The organism is Geodermatophilus sp. YIM 151500 (genome assembly GCF_025716945.1).
In the GTDB taxonomy this organism is placed as follows: Bacteria; Actinomycetota; Actinomycetes; order Mycobacteriales; family Geodermatophilaceae; genus YIM-151500.
In genome coordinates this window covers 63,307-76,371 of sequence record NZ_JAOVZT010000015.1, presented here as the reverse complement: position 1 = coordinate 76,371, position 13,065 = coordinate 63,307, and the positions used below count along the sequence as shown (strand labels likewise).

Sequence of the window (13,065 nt, the reverse complement as noted above, 5' to 3'; positions counted from 1 at the left end):
GGCTCGGCACCATGGCCGGCGTGCGGGCGGAGGACTGGGACGAGCGCTACCGCGCGCAGCGGCAGTGGTCGTCCGGACCCAACGCGCTGGTCGCGGAGCTGCTGGGCGGGCTGCTGCCGGGCGACGCGGTCGACCTGGCGGCGGGGGAGGGCCGGCACGCGCTGTGGCTGGCCGCCCGCGGCTGGCGGGTGACCGCCGTCGACTTCAGCGACGTGGGGCTGGCCCGCGGCCGCGCGCAGCCGGACGCGGGCGGCGTGACCTGGGTGACCGCCGACGTCTCCGCCTGGGACGCCGCGGCGTCGTCGCTCGACCTGGTGCTGGTCGCCTACCTGCACCTGGACCTCCCGGCCACGCTGGCCGTGCTCGACCGGGCCGTCTCGTGGCTGCGGCCGGGCGGCCGGCTGCTGGTGCTCGGCCACGACGTCGACAACGTGGCGCACGGAGTCGGCGGGCCCCAGGACCCGGCCATCCTGCACAGCGTCGAGCGGCTCGCCCCGGTGGCCGCACGGCTCGACGTCGACCGGTTCGAGCAGGTGCGCCGCGGAACGCCGGCCGGCACCGCGCTCGACACCCTGCTGTGGGGTCGGCGTCCCGCCGGGAGCGCCGGCCGCCCGGCGTAGCGTGCGCAAGCGTGTGGGGGATGGGTGGGGCCGACGGCCCGCGGGCCGACCGCCGGCGGCGCCTGGTGGCCTCGGTCGTGGTGGTCGCGATGCTGCTGGCCGCGGGAGCGACGGTGCTGTCCCTCCTGCTGACCTGAGAGGAGCCCGGCATGTCGGAGGAGCTCGACGCCTGGTTCGCCGCCGCGGGCCCGCGCGAGGGGGAGCTGCGGTGCGTCGACGCGCTGATCATGGCCGCGGCACCGGGCATCGACCGCCAGCTCGTGCCGGTCGGCTCGGGGCGGATGCTCGGCTACGGGTTGATGCCCTACAAGCCGAAGTCGGCCAAGGAGGAGACCTCCTGGCCCCTCATCGCCCTGGCCGCGCAGAAGCGGCACCTGTCGGTGTACGTGTGCGCGGTCGTCGACGGGGCCTACCTCGCCGAGGCCCGGGCCGAGCGGCTGGGCCAGGTGTCGTGCGGCCGCAGCTGCATCCGGTTCACCTCGCTCGACCGGGTCGACACGGTCGAGCTCGACCGGTTGGTCCGCGACGCCGTGGCCGCGACCAACGGCGGCACGAACGCCTACTCCGGCGCCTGAGAGCCGCCACGGGACGACGGCTCGCCGCGCCTCCCGGGCCTCCCGGTGGGACGCAGCGCACGCTGCGTCGAGGCGCGGGCACCCTCGGCAGCCGTCCCGGGACCAAGGACCCTGGTGTCCCAGCAGCCACAGCAGAGAAGCTGAGCGGGCTCCCGGCAGTGAGTGCACCGGTCGGGAGACCAGCCTTCCGGCACGTACTGGGTCAACAGCGCCCGCCACCGCCCAGCGCCCGCGCGCTACGCACAGAAGGAACTCGATGACGTCGGACCTCCTCGTTCCGCGCCCCGAGCTCACCGGTGACCCCTCTGTCGACCTCGCCATCGCCCGCCTCGAAGCGGAGTTCCGCGACCGCCTCGAACGGCAGTTCATCCGCCGCACCGTGCAGACCTGCCGCACCGACCTGAGCGGCGTGCCGGTCGACGCCATCCCCGAGCTGGTGGAGCGGCTGGCCCGCCACCGCCTCGCCTCGGTCTGATAGCCCCGGGCGCGGACCGCGCACCGGCCGACCCGACGCCCACCGCATCGAGCACGACGAAGGTGCTCCGCGACCGGGCCGTGCTCAGGAGCCCGCCGGGGGCCCGGGGTACTCCACGCCGAGCTCGAGGTCGAGCGCCAGGATGTCGGCCATCGGCGGGTCCGCGGGTGGGGGTGGGAGCACCAGCTCCGAGGCCGGCTCGCTGAACGGCGCGAACATCCGTTCCAGGTGCCCGCCCGGTGTGCAGAGGATGAGCGCCGTGGCCTGTCGGCTGAGCACCTCGAAGCCGTGCGGCACCGCCCGCGGCATCCAGACGAACGTGCCCTCCGACGCCTCCACGGCCTCGCCGCCGACGGTGATCCGGATCGCGCCGTCCGTGACGAAGAACGCCTCGTCCTCGCGCCCGTGCACGTGCATCGGCACCGAGAGCCCACCCGGGACGACGGCCTCGACCGCCGAGAGCCGACCACCCGTGTGCGCTGCCTCCGCGAGTGGGGTGACCAGGCAGCCGAGGTACCACCAGCTCGCGCCCGGGCGGGCTCGCCGGTGGTGGGCTCGGGTGGGGGCGACGGGCGGCATGGCCGGCTCCAATCGGTAAGGATCCCTGTCTAGTAGCAAGGTAAGGTGTCCTGACCGACTAGTCAAGGAGCCTTACTGGATGATGGATTCGGAGGGACTCAGCGCCTACCCGCTGCCGCTGCTGGTCGACGTCGTCAACCGAGTGCTGCCCGACGCGATCGACCGTGCACTGAAGGACGCGGGCTACACCGATGTCACCCGCGCGCACGGCGCGGTCTTCGACGCACTCGACCCCGGTGGCTCGAGGATCACGGAGATGGCAGCCCGGATGCGGATCACCAAACAGGCCATGGGGGAGCTGTGCGCGGCGCTGGAGCAGCGCGGCTACCTCCAGCGGCGGCCCGATCCGGCGGACGGCCGGGCGAAGCTCGTGGCGCTGACCGCCAAGGGCGAGCAGCTGGTCGACGTCGCCCGGGGGGCGCTGCGCGATCTCGACGAGCAGTGGATCGACCACCTCGGCGGAGCCGAAGCGCGCGCGCTGCGCTCCTCGCTGACGAAGCTCGTCCGCCGGTTCGCGGCCGAGCACCTCCGCTGAACGCGGTCGGCTGCGTCGGCGCCCGGATGCGGCATTGGAAGCTTTGCTCCCCTGATCTGGCCGGGAGAGCGCGGCAAAGCTTCCAATGCCCCTGCGGTGTCAGGGCTTGAGCAGCACCTTCACCGCGCCGTCCTTCTTCTCCCGGAAGTTGGCGTAGGCCTCGGGTGCCTGCTCCAGCGGCACCCGGTGGGTGGCGAAGTCGTCGACGCCGAGCGGATCGCCGTCCTCGAGCAGCGGCAGGATGTCGGGCACCCAGCGCCACACGTTCGCCTGGCCCATCCGAAGCTGCACCTGCTTGTCGAACATGCGTGACAGCGGCAGCGGATCGGTGGCGCCGCCGTACACGCCGGACAGCGAGATCGTGCCGCCGCGCCGGACCGCCTCGATCGCCGTGTTCAGCGCGGCCAGCCGGTCGACCCCGGCCACCTGCATGACCTTCTCCATGACCGCGTCCGGCACGATCGCCGACGCCTTCTGCGCGATGGTCGCGACCGGGGAGCCGTGCGCCTCCATGCCGACCGCGTCGATGACGGCGTCCGGACCGCGCCCGGCCGTCGCGTCGCGGACGGCGCTGACGACGTCGTCCTGCTTCGTCGAGTCGATGACCTCGACCCCGCGGGCACGAGCCCGGGCGAGGCGCTCGGGCACCGTGTCGACGCCGTAGACGTTCTCGACGCCGAGGTGGCGGGCGATGCGCGTGGCCATGTCCCCGATGGGCCCCAGCCCGAGCACCAGCAGCGTGCCGCCCTGCGGCACCGCGGCGTAGTGCACGGCCTGCCAGGCGGTGGGCAGCACGTCGGACAGGTAGACGAAGCGGTCGTCGGGCGGGCCGTCGGGCACCTTGATCGGCAGCGTGTTGCCGAACGGGACGCGCAGGTACTCGGCCTGGCCGCCGGGCACCTGCCCGTAGAGCTTCGTGTAGCCGAACAGGGAGGCGCCGTAGCCCTGCTGCCGGTTCTGGGTGGTCTCGCACTGCGACTGCAGGCCCTGCTCGCACATCCAGCAGGTGCCGCAGGAGATGTTGAAGGGGACGACGACCCGGTCACCGGGCCGCACCGCGGTCACCTCCGGCCCGACCTCGCGGACGACGCCCATCGGCTCGTGCCCCATGACGTCGCCGACGGTCATGAAGGGGGCCATGACCTCGATCAGGTGCAGATCGGACCCGCAGATGCCGGTCGAGGTGATCTCGACGACGACGTCCGTCGGGTCCGTGATGACCGGGTCGGGCACGGTGTCGACGCGGACGTCGGCTCGGCCGTGCCAGGTTACTGCGCGCATGGGGTTCCCCTCGGACTGCGACGGTTCGGCTCTTCCGAGGGGGCACTGCCCGGCCGTGATGTCCATCGCGCCGCCCGCCGCGGCGGGACGGCGCGTCGCTGACGCAGCGTGAACGAACAGCGACCTGCGGGCGAACCACAGTCGTGATGTCTGGTGGTCCACGTCACAGAACTGCTGGTCGGTACCTGTGGATGCACATCACGAAATGGTCACGCCATGTTTACATGGGCCCCGCTCCTCTTCCCCGGGGGCAAGTCGTGATGTCCGCCGACGGAAGCCAGGTGCATGAGCCCGACCCCGACCGACCGCCTCCCGCGCGAGGGCGAGGCACCCGAGCCCGGGTCGTCGACGTCCCTCGTCCAGGCCTCCGGGACGCCGTCCCGCCGGACCACGGGGACGGCCGAGAGGACGACGGGGAGCGCCGCTGCCGCACCGCGCGAGGGGACGCGCGGCACCGCGGAGGTCCGCCGGCCGGTGCCGCACCCGCGGACCGCACCGGACGCCGCCGGCTCCGGCGCGGGCGGCCCGGCCGTTCGCGAGGATGCCGCGGAGGGGGCGCCCGCCGCACCGCGCCGGGCACGCCGGCTGCCGTCGGGCCGCCGGCGGCCGGCCCTGTACCTCGCCGCCGCCCTGGTCGGGGCGCTGGGGGTGGCCGCGTCGACCACCGTCGGACCGGCCGCCCAGGCCGAGACGGCGGCATCGGTCAGCCGGTCGGTCAGCGTGGCCGAGCAGCTGGGCATCCAGTCCGGGCCGGCCGCGGCCATCCCCGACGCCGTCGCCACCGAGCGGCTGGGGGACCTGGCCGCCAGCCGAGCCCAGCGGGAGACCGAGCAGGCCGTGGCGGCCCAGGCCCAGGCGGAGGCCGACCGGCTAGCCGCCGAGGCGGCGGCCGCGGCGGCGGCCGAAGCGGCCCGCCCCAAGATCGCGGCTCCGGTCGACGGCGGGCGGCTCACCAGCCGCTTCGGGCCCCGGTGGGGGCGGCTGCACGCGGGCATCGACATCGCCGCGCCGATGGGCACGCCCGAGCGTGCCGTGGCCGACGGAGTGGTGCTGGAGGCCGGCCCGGCCAGCGGCTACGGGCTCGTGGTCTACGTCCAGCACGCGAACGGCGACGTCACCGTGTACGGCCACATGTCCGAGATCCTCGTCACGCCCGGCCAGGTCGTGAAGGCCGGCGACACCATCGCCCTGCTCGGCAACCGCGGCCAGTCGACCGGCCCGCACCTCCACCTCGAGGTCCGCGTCGGCGGCCTCGACGGGCCGCCGATCGACCCGCTGCCGTGGCTGCGCGAGCGCGGCCTGGAGCTCTGACCCGCTCCTTCCGAGGCGCCGTCCGGGCGCCGGCCGCGCGCCGTCCGCGCGCGCCGTCCGGGCGCCGTGCCGCCGGCCGGCCGTGCCGGTGCGGGAGACTGGCTCCCGGGCAGGCCCGCGGGACGGAGGCGAGCGGTGGGGCACGGGCACGACCACGGCGCCGGGACGGCGGCAGCGGGACGGCGCGGCCGGCTGGTCGTCGTCCTCGTGCTCACCGTCACCGTCCTCGCCGCCGAGGTCGTGGGGGCGCTGCTGTCCGGGTCCCTGGCGCTGCTCGCCGACGCCGGGCACATGGCCACCGACGCGCTGGGCATCGGCCTCGCGCTCGGTGCGGTCACCCTGGCGCAGCGGCCGACCAGCTCCCGGCGCACCTTCGGTCTGCAGCGGGTCGAGATCCTGGCCGCCGTCGCCAACGGGCTGCTGCTGCTCGGGGTGTCCGGTTACGTCGTCGTCGAGGCGGTCCGCCGCATCGGTGACCCACCGGAGATCGATTCCGGGCTGATGCTCGGCTTCGCCGCCGTCGGCCTCGCCGCCAACCTGGTGGGCCTGCTGCTGCTGCGTGCCGGCCGGCGGGAGTCGCTGAACGTGCGCGGCGCGTACCTGGAGGTGCTCGGCGACGCCCTCGGCTCGCTGGCCGTCATCGCCGCCGCCGTGGTCATCGCGACGACCGGGTGGACGGCCGCCGACACGGTCGCCTCCCTCCTGGTCGGCGCGCTGGTGCTGCCGCGGGCCTGGACCCTGCTGCGCGAGGCCCTCGACGTGCTGCTGGAGGCCACCCCGCGAGGGGTCGACCTGGACCGGGTCCGCGACCACATCCGCAGCATCGACGGCGTCGTCGACGTGCACGACCTGCACGCGTGGACGATCACCTCGGGCTCGCCGGTGCTGTCGGCGCACGTCGTCGTCAGCGACGAGGCGCTGGAGGCCGGGCACGGCGGCCGGGTGCTCGACGCGCTGGGCACCTGCCTCGGCGCCCACTTCGACGTCGGCCACTGCACCTTCCAGCTCGAGGCGGTCAGCCACGCCGCCCACGAGACGCGCGTGCACGACTGACCGGAGGACCCCCGTCCCGGGGCGCCCCGGGAGTGGGACAGTGGGACGCGGCAGCGAGCGGGGCGGCGGAGCGGGAGGACGGCGGTGGAGCACGGGCACCACGCGGGGATGTGGGTCCCCGCCGAGCCGCCGACCTGGGCCCGGATGTTCCTGCCGCACCTGGAGCCGACGTCGGTCGTGCCGGTCGCCGGCGTCCTGGCGCTGGTCGTCTACCTCGCGGGCGCGGGGCGGCTGGCGCGGTCCGGCGTCCGCTGGCCCTGGTGGCGGACGGCGGCGTTCACCGCCGGCGTCCTCTCGCTGTTCGCGGTCACCGGCACCTGGCTGAACGGCTACAGCATGGTGCTGTTCAGCGTGCACATGGCCCAGCACATGGTGCTGTCGATGGTCACGCCGCTGCTGCTCCTGCTCGGCGCGCCGGTCACGCTGGCCCTGCGCGCCCTGCCGCGCGGGCGGGGGACGGCCGGCACCCCCCGCGCGCTGCTGCTCGAGGCGCTGCACAGCCGGCCGGCGCGGATGGTCGCCTCACCGCTGTTCACCGTGCCGCTGTTCATCGTGAGCCTGTACGGCGTCTACTTCACGCCGGTCTTCGACGCGCTCATGGCCAACCCGGTGGGCCACCAGTTCATGCTGGCCCACTTCACCGTCACCGGGCTGCTGTTCTTCGGCCCGATCGTCGCGCAGGACCCGTGGCCGCGGACGACCGGCCACCCCGGGCGGATGCTGGAACTGCTGCTGCCGGTGCCGTTCCACGCCTTCTTCGGCGTCGCGATCATGATGGCCGGATCGCTGGTCGTCGGGACCTTCGCCACTCCACCGTCCGGCTGGGGCATCGACCCGCTGGCCGACCAGGGCGTCGCCGGTGGCATCGCGTGGTCGTTCGGCGAGCTGCCCACCGTGCTGGTGATGGCGGTGGTGTTCTTCTCCTGGGCCCGCTCGGAGGAACGCCGCGGGAAGCGGCTCGACCGTGCCGCGGAACGCACCGACGACGCCGAGCTCGAGGCCTACAACGCCCGGCTGCGCGCGATGGCCGAGCGCCGCGCCTGACGGGGGGCGCCCGACGCCCGTGCACCATGGGGCCGTGGCGGTGTCGCTGGTGCTCACCTCGGACACGCACGTCCCGAAGCGGGCCCGCGACCTGCCGCCCGCGCTCTGGGCGGCGATCGAGGCCGCCGACGTCGTCGTGCACGCCGGCGACTGGGTCGACGTCGCCCTCCTCGACGAGTTCGAGCGGCGGTCGCGGCGGCTGGTCGCCGTGTACGGCAACAACGACCACGGCGAGCTGCGCGAACGGCTGCCGGAGGTCGCCCGGGCCGAGATCGCGGGGGTCCGCCTCGCCGTGATCCACGAGACCGGCGGCAAGCAGGGCCGCGAGGCGCGCTGCGCCGCCCGCTTCTCCGACGCCGACGTGCTCGTCTTCGGGCACAGCCACATCCCCTGGGACACCACGGCCGGCACGGGCCTGCGGCTGGTCAACCCCGGCTCGCCGACCGACCGGCGCCGCCAGCCGCACGGCACCTTCGTGACGGCGGTCGCGGACGGCGGCACGCTGCGCGACGTGGTCTTCCACGCGGTGCCGCGGGTGCCGGGGCGCCGGTGAGCCCACCTCCGGGTGCCGACGACGGCGCCGCCGCCGGTGCCGCCGCCGTGCCGCCGCCGGTGCCGACGCCGTGACCGCGTCCTCGTGGCCGGCGGCGGCGATCGCGCTGCTGGCCTGCCCGGTCTGCGGCGCCCGGATGCGCGACGCGGGCGGCGCCGGAGTGCGCTGCGCCGCCGACCACGCCTTCGACCGGGCGCGCCAGGGGCACCTGACGCTGCTGCCGCCGGGCGCCCGGCCGCCGTCCAGCGACACCGCCGAGATGGTCGCCGACCGGGTGGCCTTCCTCTCCGCGGGCCACTTCGCCGGCCTGACCGGCGCGCTGGCCGACGCCGTCCTGGCGCCGGACACCGGTGCGCCGGCCACGCTCCTCGACCTCGGCGGCGGCACCGGTCACCACCTCGCCGCCCTGCTCGACCGGGTGCCCGGAGCCGTCGGCGTCGTCCTCGACTCCTCCCGCTACGCCGCCCGGCGGGCGGCGCGGGCGCATCCGCGCGCCGTGGCCGTCGTCGGCGACGGCTGGGCCCGGTGGCCCGTGCGGGACGGCGTGCTCGACCGCGTGACGGTGGTCTTCGCCCCCCGCAACGGGCCGCAGATCGCGCGGGTGCTGCGGCCGGAGGGGCGGCTGGTCGTGGTGACGCCGGCCGCCGACCACCTGGCCGAGCTGGTCGGGCGGCTGGGGCTGCTGCGCGTCGACCCGGACAAGGCCGAGCGCCTCGCTGCCTCGCTGGAGCCGCACCTGGAACCGCTGGCCGAACGGACGCACCGCGAGGAGTTGCGCCTGGACCGGGCGGCGGTCACCGCGCTGGTCGGCATGGGACCGCACGCGCGCCACCGGTCCCGCGCCGAGCGGGCCGCGGCCGTCGCCGCGCTGCCCGAGCCGCTGCCGGTCACCGTCTCGGTGCGCATCGGCACCTACCGCCCGGCGCCCTGACCCGCCGCCGCACCGGGGACGGCGCGTCCGCCGGATGGGCGGCGGGCGCGGCGTGCCCTCCCGCGCCGCCGGGAAGCCCCGCAGGCGACCGTCTAAGCTGCCGACGTGACGATCGCACCGGCACCGATCGTGAGCCGCCCCAGCCCGGCTCGCGAGGTCGACAAGGGATCGCGGCTCTCGAACCTGCTGCGGACCACCGACCACAAGACCATCGGCCTCATGTACATGGTCACCTCGTTCGGCTTCTTCTTCGCCGCCGGCCTGATGGCGATGCTGATGCGGGGCGAGCTGGCGCAGCCGGGCCTGCAGTACCTCTCCCCGGAGCAGTACAACCAGCTGTTCACCATGCACGGCTCGGTGATGCTGCTGCTGTTCGCGACGCCGCTGTTCTTCGCGTTCGCGAACATCATCATGCCGCTGCAGATCGGTTCCCCCGACGTCGCGTTCCCGCGGCTGAACGCTTTTTCGTACTGGCTGTTCCTCTTCGGCGGGCTCACCGTCATGGCGGGATTCCTGACCCCCGGTGGCGCCGCCGACTTCGGCTGGTTCGCCTACACCCCGCTGTCGACCGCCACGCACAGCCCCGGGGCCGGGCAGAACCTCTGGATCGCCGGGTTCGTGGTCAGCGGCCTGGGGTCGATCCTCGGCGCGGTCAACTTCATCGCCACGATCGTCTGCCTGCGCGCGCCGGGGATGACGCTGTTCCGCATGCCGATCTTCGTCTGGTCGGCGCTGGTCACCAGCCTGCTCGTGCTGCTCGCCTTCCCGATCCTGACCGCCGCCCTGATGGCCCTGCTGGCCGACCGCAACGTGGGCGCGCAGATCTTCACCGACGAGAACGGTGGCGCCATCCTGTGGCAGCACCTGTTCTGGTTCTTCGGGCATCCCGAGGTCTACATCATCGCGTTGCCGTTCTTCGCGATCATCACCGAGGTCATCCCGGTCTTCAGCCGCAAGCCGCTGTTCGGCTACAAGGGCATGGTCTTCGCGATCATCGCGATCGGCGCCCTGTCGCTGGCCGTGTGGGCCCACCACATGTACGCCACCGGGGCCGTGCTGCTGCCGTTCTTCGCCTTCCTCAGCTACCTCATCGCGGTGCCGACCGGGATCAAGTTCTTCAACTGGATCGGCACCATGTGGCGCGGGCAGCTGACGTTCGAGACGCCCATGCTCTTCGCCGTCGGCTTCCTGGTCACCTTCCTGCTGGGCGGGCTCACCGGCGTGCTGCTGGCCTCGCCCCCGGTCGACTGGCACCTGTCCGACACCTACTTCGTGGTCGCCCACTTCCACTACGTCGTCTTCGGCACCGTTGTGTTCGCCGCCTACGCGGGCATCTACTTCTGGTTCCCGAAGATGAGCGGCCGGATGATGGACGAGCGCATCGGCAAGCTGCACTTCTGGCTGACCTTCATCGGCTTCCACGCCACCTTCCTGGTGCAGCACTGGCTGGGCGCCGAGGGCATGCCGCGCCGGTACGTCAGCTACCTGGAGACCGACGGCTTCACCACGCTGAACACGATCTCCACGATCGGCTCGTTCATCCTGGGCGCCTCCACCATCCCGTTCATCTACAACGTCGTCCGGTCGTGGAAGTACGGGAAGCTCGCCCTGCGCGACGACCCCTGGGGCCACGGCAACTCGCTGGAGTGGGCGACCTCGTCGCCGCCGCCGCGGCACAACTTCGTCGAGATGCCGCGGATCCGCTCCGAGCGCCCGGCGTTCGAACTGCACTACCCGCACCTGCGCCAGCGCCTCGAGGACGAGGCCCACGCGGGCAAGCGGCACGGCCCGTACGGCGGGGTCAGCGAGCTCGTGCCCGGCACCGGCCCGCGCCAGGGGGACAACGACCCCGACCCCACCTGACCGGAGCCCCTGGCCCGGCCATCTCCCGCGATCCCCGGGCGCCGAGGGCATTCCTCGCGCACCTGGGCCTGCGGGACCTCGGATCGTCGGGGACGCCCGAGATGCGGCGTCCCCGACGACGGCCGGGCCGGGCGGGGAGCAGCTGTGCCCGGTGCGGAAGGATGTCGCGGTGCCGCTCGATCCCACCCCCCGCGCGCCGTCGGTCCGGACCGGCGCCGGCCCGCGCGCCCTGCTGACGGTCACCGGCGAGGACCGGCCGGGCGTCACGGCACGGCTGTTCGCCGCGCTGGCCGCCAGCCGGCCGCCGGTGGAGGTGGTCGACGTCGAGCAGGTCGTGGTGCACGGGCACCTGGTGCTCGGCGTGGTGGTCGCGGCGCTGCCGCCGGGCACGGCGGCTCCGGTCGGCGCACCGTCGGTCGCGGACGGCGCCCCGTCCGTCCCGGACGGCGCACCGTCGGTCGTGGACGGCGCCCCGGTCTCCTCGGTCGGCGCACCGCCGGTCCCCGGCGCTCCGGCGGCCCCGGGCGGTGAGGACGACGCCGCGCTGCTCGCCCGGCTGACCGGGGTGGCCGACGCGGTGGCGGCCGAGACCGGCATGCGCGTGCAGGTCGAATCGGCCACCGAGCGCCCGCCCGGACCCGCGCCCACGGGCCGGCCGCACCACGTCGTCGTCCTCGGCCGCCCGGTGCCGCCCGGCGCGGTCGCCGAGGCCGCGCGTGCGGTGGCGGCGGTCGGCGGCAACATCGACGCGATCCGGCGGTTGTCGGACTACCCCGTCACCAGCTTCGAGCTGACCGTGTCCGGCGCCGAGTCGACCCCGCTGCGCACCGGGCTGGCCTCGGTCGCGGCGGCGGCCGGGGCCGACATCGCCGTCGAGCAGGTCGGCCTGGCCCGGCGCAGCAAGCGGCTGATCGTCCTCGACGTCGACTCCACGCTGGTGCGCGGCGAGGTCATCGACGAGCTCGCCGCGCGGGCCGGTCGGGCCGCCGAGGTCGCCCGGATCACCGCGGCGGCGATGCACGGCGAACTCGACTTCGCCGAGTCGCTGCGCGCCCGGGTGGCCGCGCTGGCCGGGCTGCCGGTCGAAGTGCTCGACGAGGTGCGGGAGGCGCTGGAGCTGACCCCGGGGGCGCGCACCCTCATCCACACGCTGCAGCGGCTGGGCTTCCGCTGCGGCATCGTCAGCGGCGGCTTCACCCAGATCACCGATCCGCTCGCCGAGGTGCTCGGCCTGGACTTCGCCGCGGCCAACACCCTCGACGTCGCCGACGGGCGGCTGACGGGCGGACTGGTGGGCGAGATCGTCGACCGCGCCGGCAAGGCGCGGGCGCTGGTCCGCTTCGCCGAGCGGTACGGCATCCCGCTGGAGCAGACGGTGGCCGTCGGCGACGGGGCGAACGACCTGGACATGCTCAACACCGCCGGGCTCGGCATCGCGTTCAACGCCAAGCCCGTCGTCCGGGAGCAGGCGCACGCCGCGCTGAACCAGCCCTATCTCGACGCCGTCCTGCAGGTGCTCGGCTTCTCCCGCGACGAGGTGCTCGACGCGGTGTAGCGCCGGGGGCCGCCGGCCTCACCGCGTGGTGCCCGGCCTCACCTCGCGGTGCCCGGCCTCATCGCGCGGTGCCCGACCTCGCGCTGCAGCGTGCGGCCGGGCACCACGCCGCGGGGTCAGCCGCGGCGGACCTCGCCCTGCACGTCCACGCCGGCGGCCGCCAGCTCCTCGATCGCGGCCTCGGTCGTGCCGTCGGTGACCCCGGCGGTGAGGTGCAGCAGCACCCGGGTGGCGAAGCCGTGGCCGATCGCGTCGAGGGCCGTGGCCCGGACGCAGTGGTCGGTCGCGATGCCGACGACGTCGACGGCGTCCACGTTGCGCGAGCGCAGCCAGTCGGCCAGCGGCACGCCGTCGGCGGCGCCCTCGAACCCGGAGTAGGCGGCCGCGTGCTCACCCTTGTCGAACACCGCCTCCAGCGGTCCGCGGTCGAGGTTCTCGTGCAGCTCCACCCCGTCGGTGCCCACCACGCAGTGCGGCGGCCAGGTCTCCAGGAAGTCGGGGTGCTCGGAGAAGTGGCGGCCCGGGTCGACGTGGTGGTCGCGGGTGGCCACGACGTGGGTGTAGTCGCCGGCCGCCGTCCGGACGTGCTCGGTGATGGCCGTCGCCACGGCGGCGCCGCCGGCCACGGCGAGGCTGCCGCCCTCGCAGAAGTCGTTCTGGACGTCGACGACGACGAGTGCGCGGGTCATG

14 protein-coding genes are annotated in these 13,065 nt (G+C 74.6%); 11 read left to right on the top strand and 3 right to left on the bottom strand.

Annotated features, from left to right (window positions below):
* Nucleotides 1–20 precede the first annotated feature (20 nt).
* From OF117_RS19775 to OF117_RS19765, 3 genes are all read left to right on the top strand, one after another.
* Nucleotides 21–620 carry a class I SAM-dependent methyltransferase gene (locus OF117_RS19775; RefSeq protein ID WP_263554566.1) on the top strand — a complete coding sequence of 200 codons (600 nt, stop codon included), beginning with the start codon at nucleotides 21–23 and terminating at the stop codon, nucleotides 618–620.
* A 149-nt stretch (nucleotides 621–769) separates the two neighbouring features.
* A complete protein-coding gene (locus tag OF117_RS19770; RefSeq protein ID WP_263554565.1) occupies nucleotides 770–1,195 on the top strand; it encodes a DUF1801 domain-containing protein in 426 nt (141 codons plus the stop codon).
* A 256-nt stretch (nucleotides 1,196–1,451) separates the two neighbouring features.
* The gene (locus tag OF117_RS19765) at nucleotides 1,452–1,670 is read left to right on the top strand and encodes a three-helix bundle dimerization domain-containing protein (RefSeq protein WP_263554564.1); all 219 of its coding nucleotides are present in this window, start codon (nucleotides 1,452–1,454) and stop codon (nucleotides 1,668–1,670) included.
* Between the two features lie 84 nt (nucleotides 1,671–1,754).
* On the opposite strand, the gene OF117_RS19760 is transcribed toward OF117_RS19765, so the two are convergent.
* Nucleotides 1,755–2,249, bottom strand: coding sequence for a cupin domain-containing protein (locus tag OF117_RS19760; RefSeq protein ID WP_263554563.1), 495 nt, complete (start codon nucleotides 2,247–2,249; stop codon nucleotides 1,755–1,757).
* A gap of 79 nt (nucleotides 2,250–2,328) precedes the next feature.
* Here OF117_RS19760 and OF117_RS19755 point away from each other — a divergent pair, with 79 nt between their 5' ends.
* The gene (locus tag OF117_RS19755) at nucleotides 2,329–2,784 is read left to right on the top strand and encodes a MarR family winged helix-turn-helix transcriptional regulator (protein ID WP_263554562.1); all 456 of its coding nucleotides are present in this window, start codon (nucleotides 2,329–2,331) and stop codon (nucleotides 2,782–2,784) included.
* A gap of 99 nt (nucleotides 2,785–2,883) precedes the next feature.
* On the opposite strand, the gene OF117_RS19750 is transcribed toward OF117_RS19755, so the two are convergent.
* On the bottom strand, nucleotides 2,884–4,065 hold the full coding sequence (locus OF117_RS19750) for an alcohol dehydrogenase catalytic domain-containing protein (protein WP_263554561.1): 1,182 nt from the start codon (nucleotides 4,063–4,065) through the stop codon (nucleotides 2,884–2,886).
* Between the two features lie 285 nt (nucleotides 4,066–4,350).
* On the opposite strand from OF117_RS19750, the gene OF117_RS19745 reads away from it, so the two are divergent.
* The 7 genes from OF117_RS19745 to serB all read left to right on the top strand — a co-directional run bounded on the left by OF117_RS19745 (nucleotide 4,351) and on the right by serB (nucleotide 12,375).
* The gene (locus tag OF117_RS19745) at nucleotides 4,351–5,376 is read left to right on the top strand and encodes a M23 family metallopeptidase (protein WP_263554560.1); all 1,026 of its coding nucleotides are present in this window, start codon (nucleotides 4,351–4,353) and stop codon (nucleotides 5,374–5,376) included.
* 135 nt (nucleotides 5,377–5,511) lie between these two features.
* Nucleotides 5,512–6,429, top strand: a complete 918-nt coding sequence (locus tag OF117_RS19740) for a cation diffusion facilitator family transporter (RefSeq protein WP_263554559.1) — start codon at nucleotides 5,512–5,514, stop codon at nucleotides 6,427–6,429.
* Nucleotides 6,430–6,513: 84 nt separating this feature from the next.
* Nucleotides 6,514–7,473, top strand: a complete 960-nt coding sequence (locus OF117_RS19735) for a cytochrome c oxidase assembly protein (RefSeq protein WP_263554558.1) — start codon at nucleotides 6,514–6,516, stop codon at nucleotides 7,471–7,473.
* A 34-nt stretch (nucleotides 7,474–7,507) separates the two neighbouring features.
* The gene (locus OF117_RS19730) at nucleotides 7,508–8,026 is read left to right on the top strand and encodes a metallophosphoesterase family protein (protein WP_263554557.1); all 519 of its coding nucleotides are present in this window, start codon (nucleotides 7,508–7,510) and stop codon (nucleotides 8,024–8,026) included.
* Between the two features lie 70 nt (nucleotides 8,027–8,096).
* Nucleotides 8,097–8,957, top strand: a complete 861-nt coding sequence (locus OF117_RS19725; protein WP_263554556.1) for a putative RNA methyltransferase — start codon at nucleotides 8,097–8,099, stop codon at nucleotides 8,955–8,957.
* Nucleotides 8,958–9,062: 105 nt separating this feature from the next.
* Complete coding sequence (ctaD, locus tag OF117_RS19720; RefSeq protein WP_263554555.1) at nucleotides 9,063–10,820, top strand: cytochrome c oxidase subunit I; 1,758 nt, start codon at nucleotides 9,063–9,065, stop codon at nucleotides 10,818–10,820.
* Between the two features lie 169 nt (nucleotides 10,821–10,989).
* Nucleotides 10,990–12,375, top strand: coding sequence for a phosphoserine phosphatase SerB (serB, locus tag OF117_RS19715; RefSeq protein WP_263554554.1), 1,386 nt, complete (start codon nucleotides 10,990–10,992; stop codon nucleotides 12,373–12,375).
* A 116-nt stretch (nucleotides 12,376–12,491) separates the two neighbouring features.
* Here the strand turns inward: serB and OF117_RS19710 are convergent, their stop codons facing one another.
* The gene (locus tag OF117_RS19710) at nucleotides 12,492–13,064 is read right to left on the bottom strand and encodes an isochorismatase family protein (RefSeq protein WP_263554553.1); all 573 of its coding nucleotides are present in this window, start codon (nucleotides 13,062–13,064) and stop codon (nucleotides 12,492–12,494) included.
* Between the last annotated feature and the right edge of the window lies 1 nt (nucleotide 13,065).

What these genes read in the sequence shown, in the direction of transcription:
- OF117_RS19750 (WP_263554561.1), bottom strand. Translation starts at nt 4,065, where the DNA reads ATGCGCGCAGTAACCTGGCACGGCCGAGCCGACGTCCGCGTCGACACC.
- OF117_RS19760 (WP_263554563.1), bottom strand. Translation starts at nt 2,249, where the DNA reads ATGCCGCCCGTCGCCCCCACCCGAGCCCACCACCGGCGAGCCCGCCCG.
- OF117_RS19770 (WP_263554565.1), top strand. Translation starts at nt 770, where the DNA reads ATGTCGGAGGAGCTCGACGCCTGGTTCGCCGCCGCGGGCCCGCGCGAG.
- OF117_RS19755 (WP_263554562.1), top strand. Translation starts at nt 2,329, where the DNA reads ATGATGGATTCGGAGGGACTCAGCGCCTACCCGCTGCCGCTGCTGGTC.
- OF117_RS19710 (WP_263554553.1), bottom strand. Translation starts at nt 13,064, where the DNA reads ATGACCCGCGCACTCGTCGTCGTCGACGTCCAGAACGACTTCTGCGAG.
- OF117_RS19745 (WP_263554560.1), top strand. Translation starts at nt 4,351, where the DNA reads ATGAGCCCGACCCCGACCGACCGCCTCCCGCGCGAGGGCGAGGCACCC.
- OF117_RS19765 (WP_263554564.1), top strand. Translation starts at nt 1,452, where the DNA reads ATGACGTCGGACCTCCTCGTTCCGCGCCCCGAGCTCACCGGTGACCCC.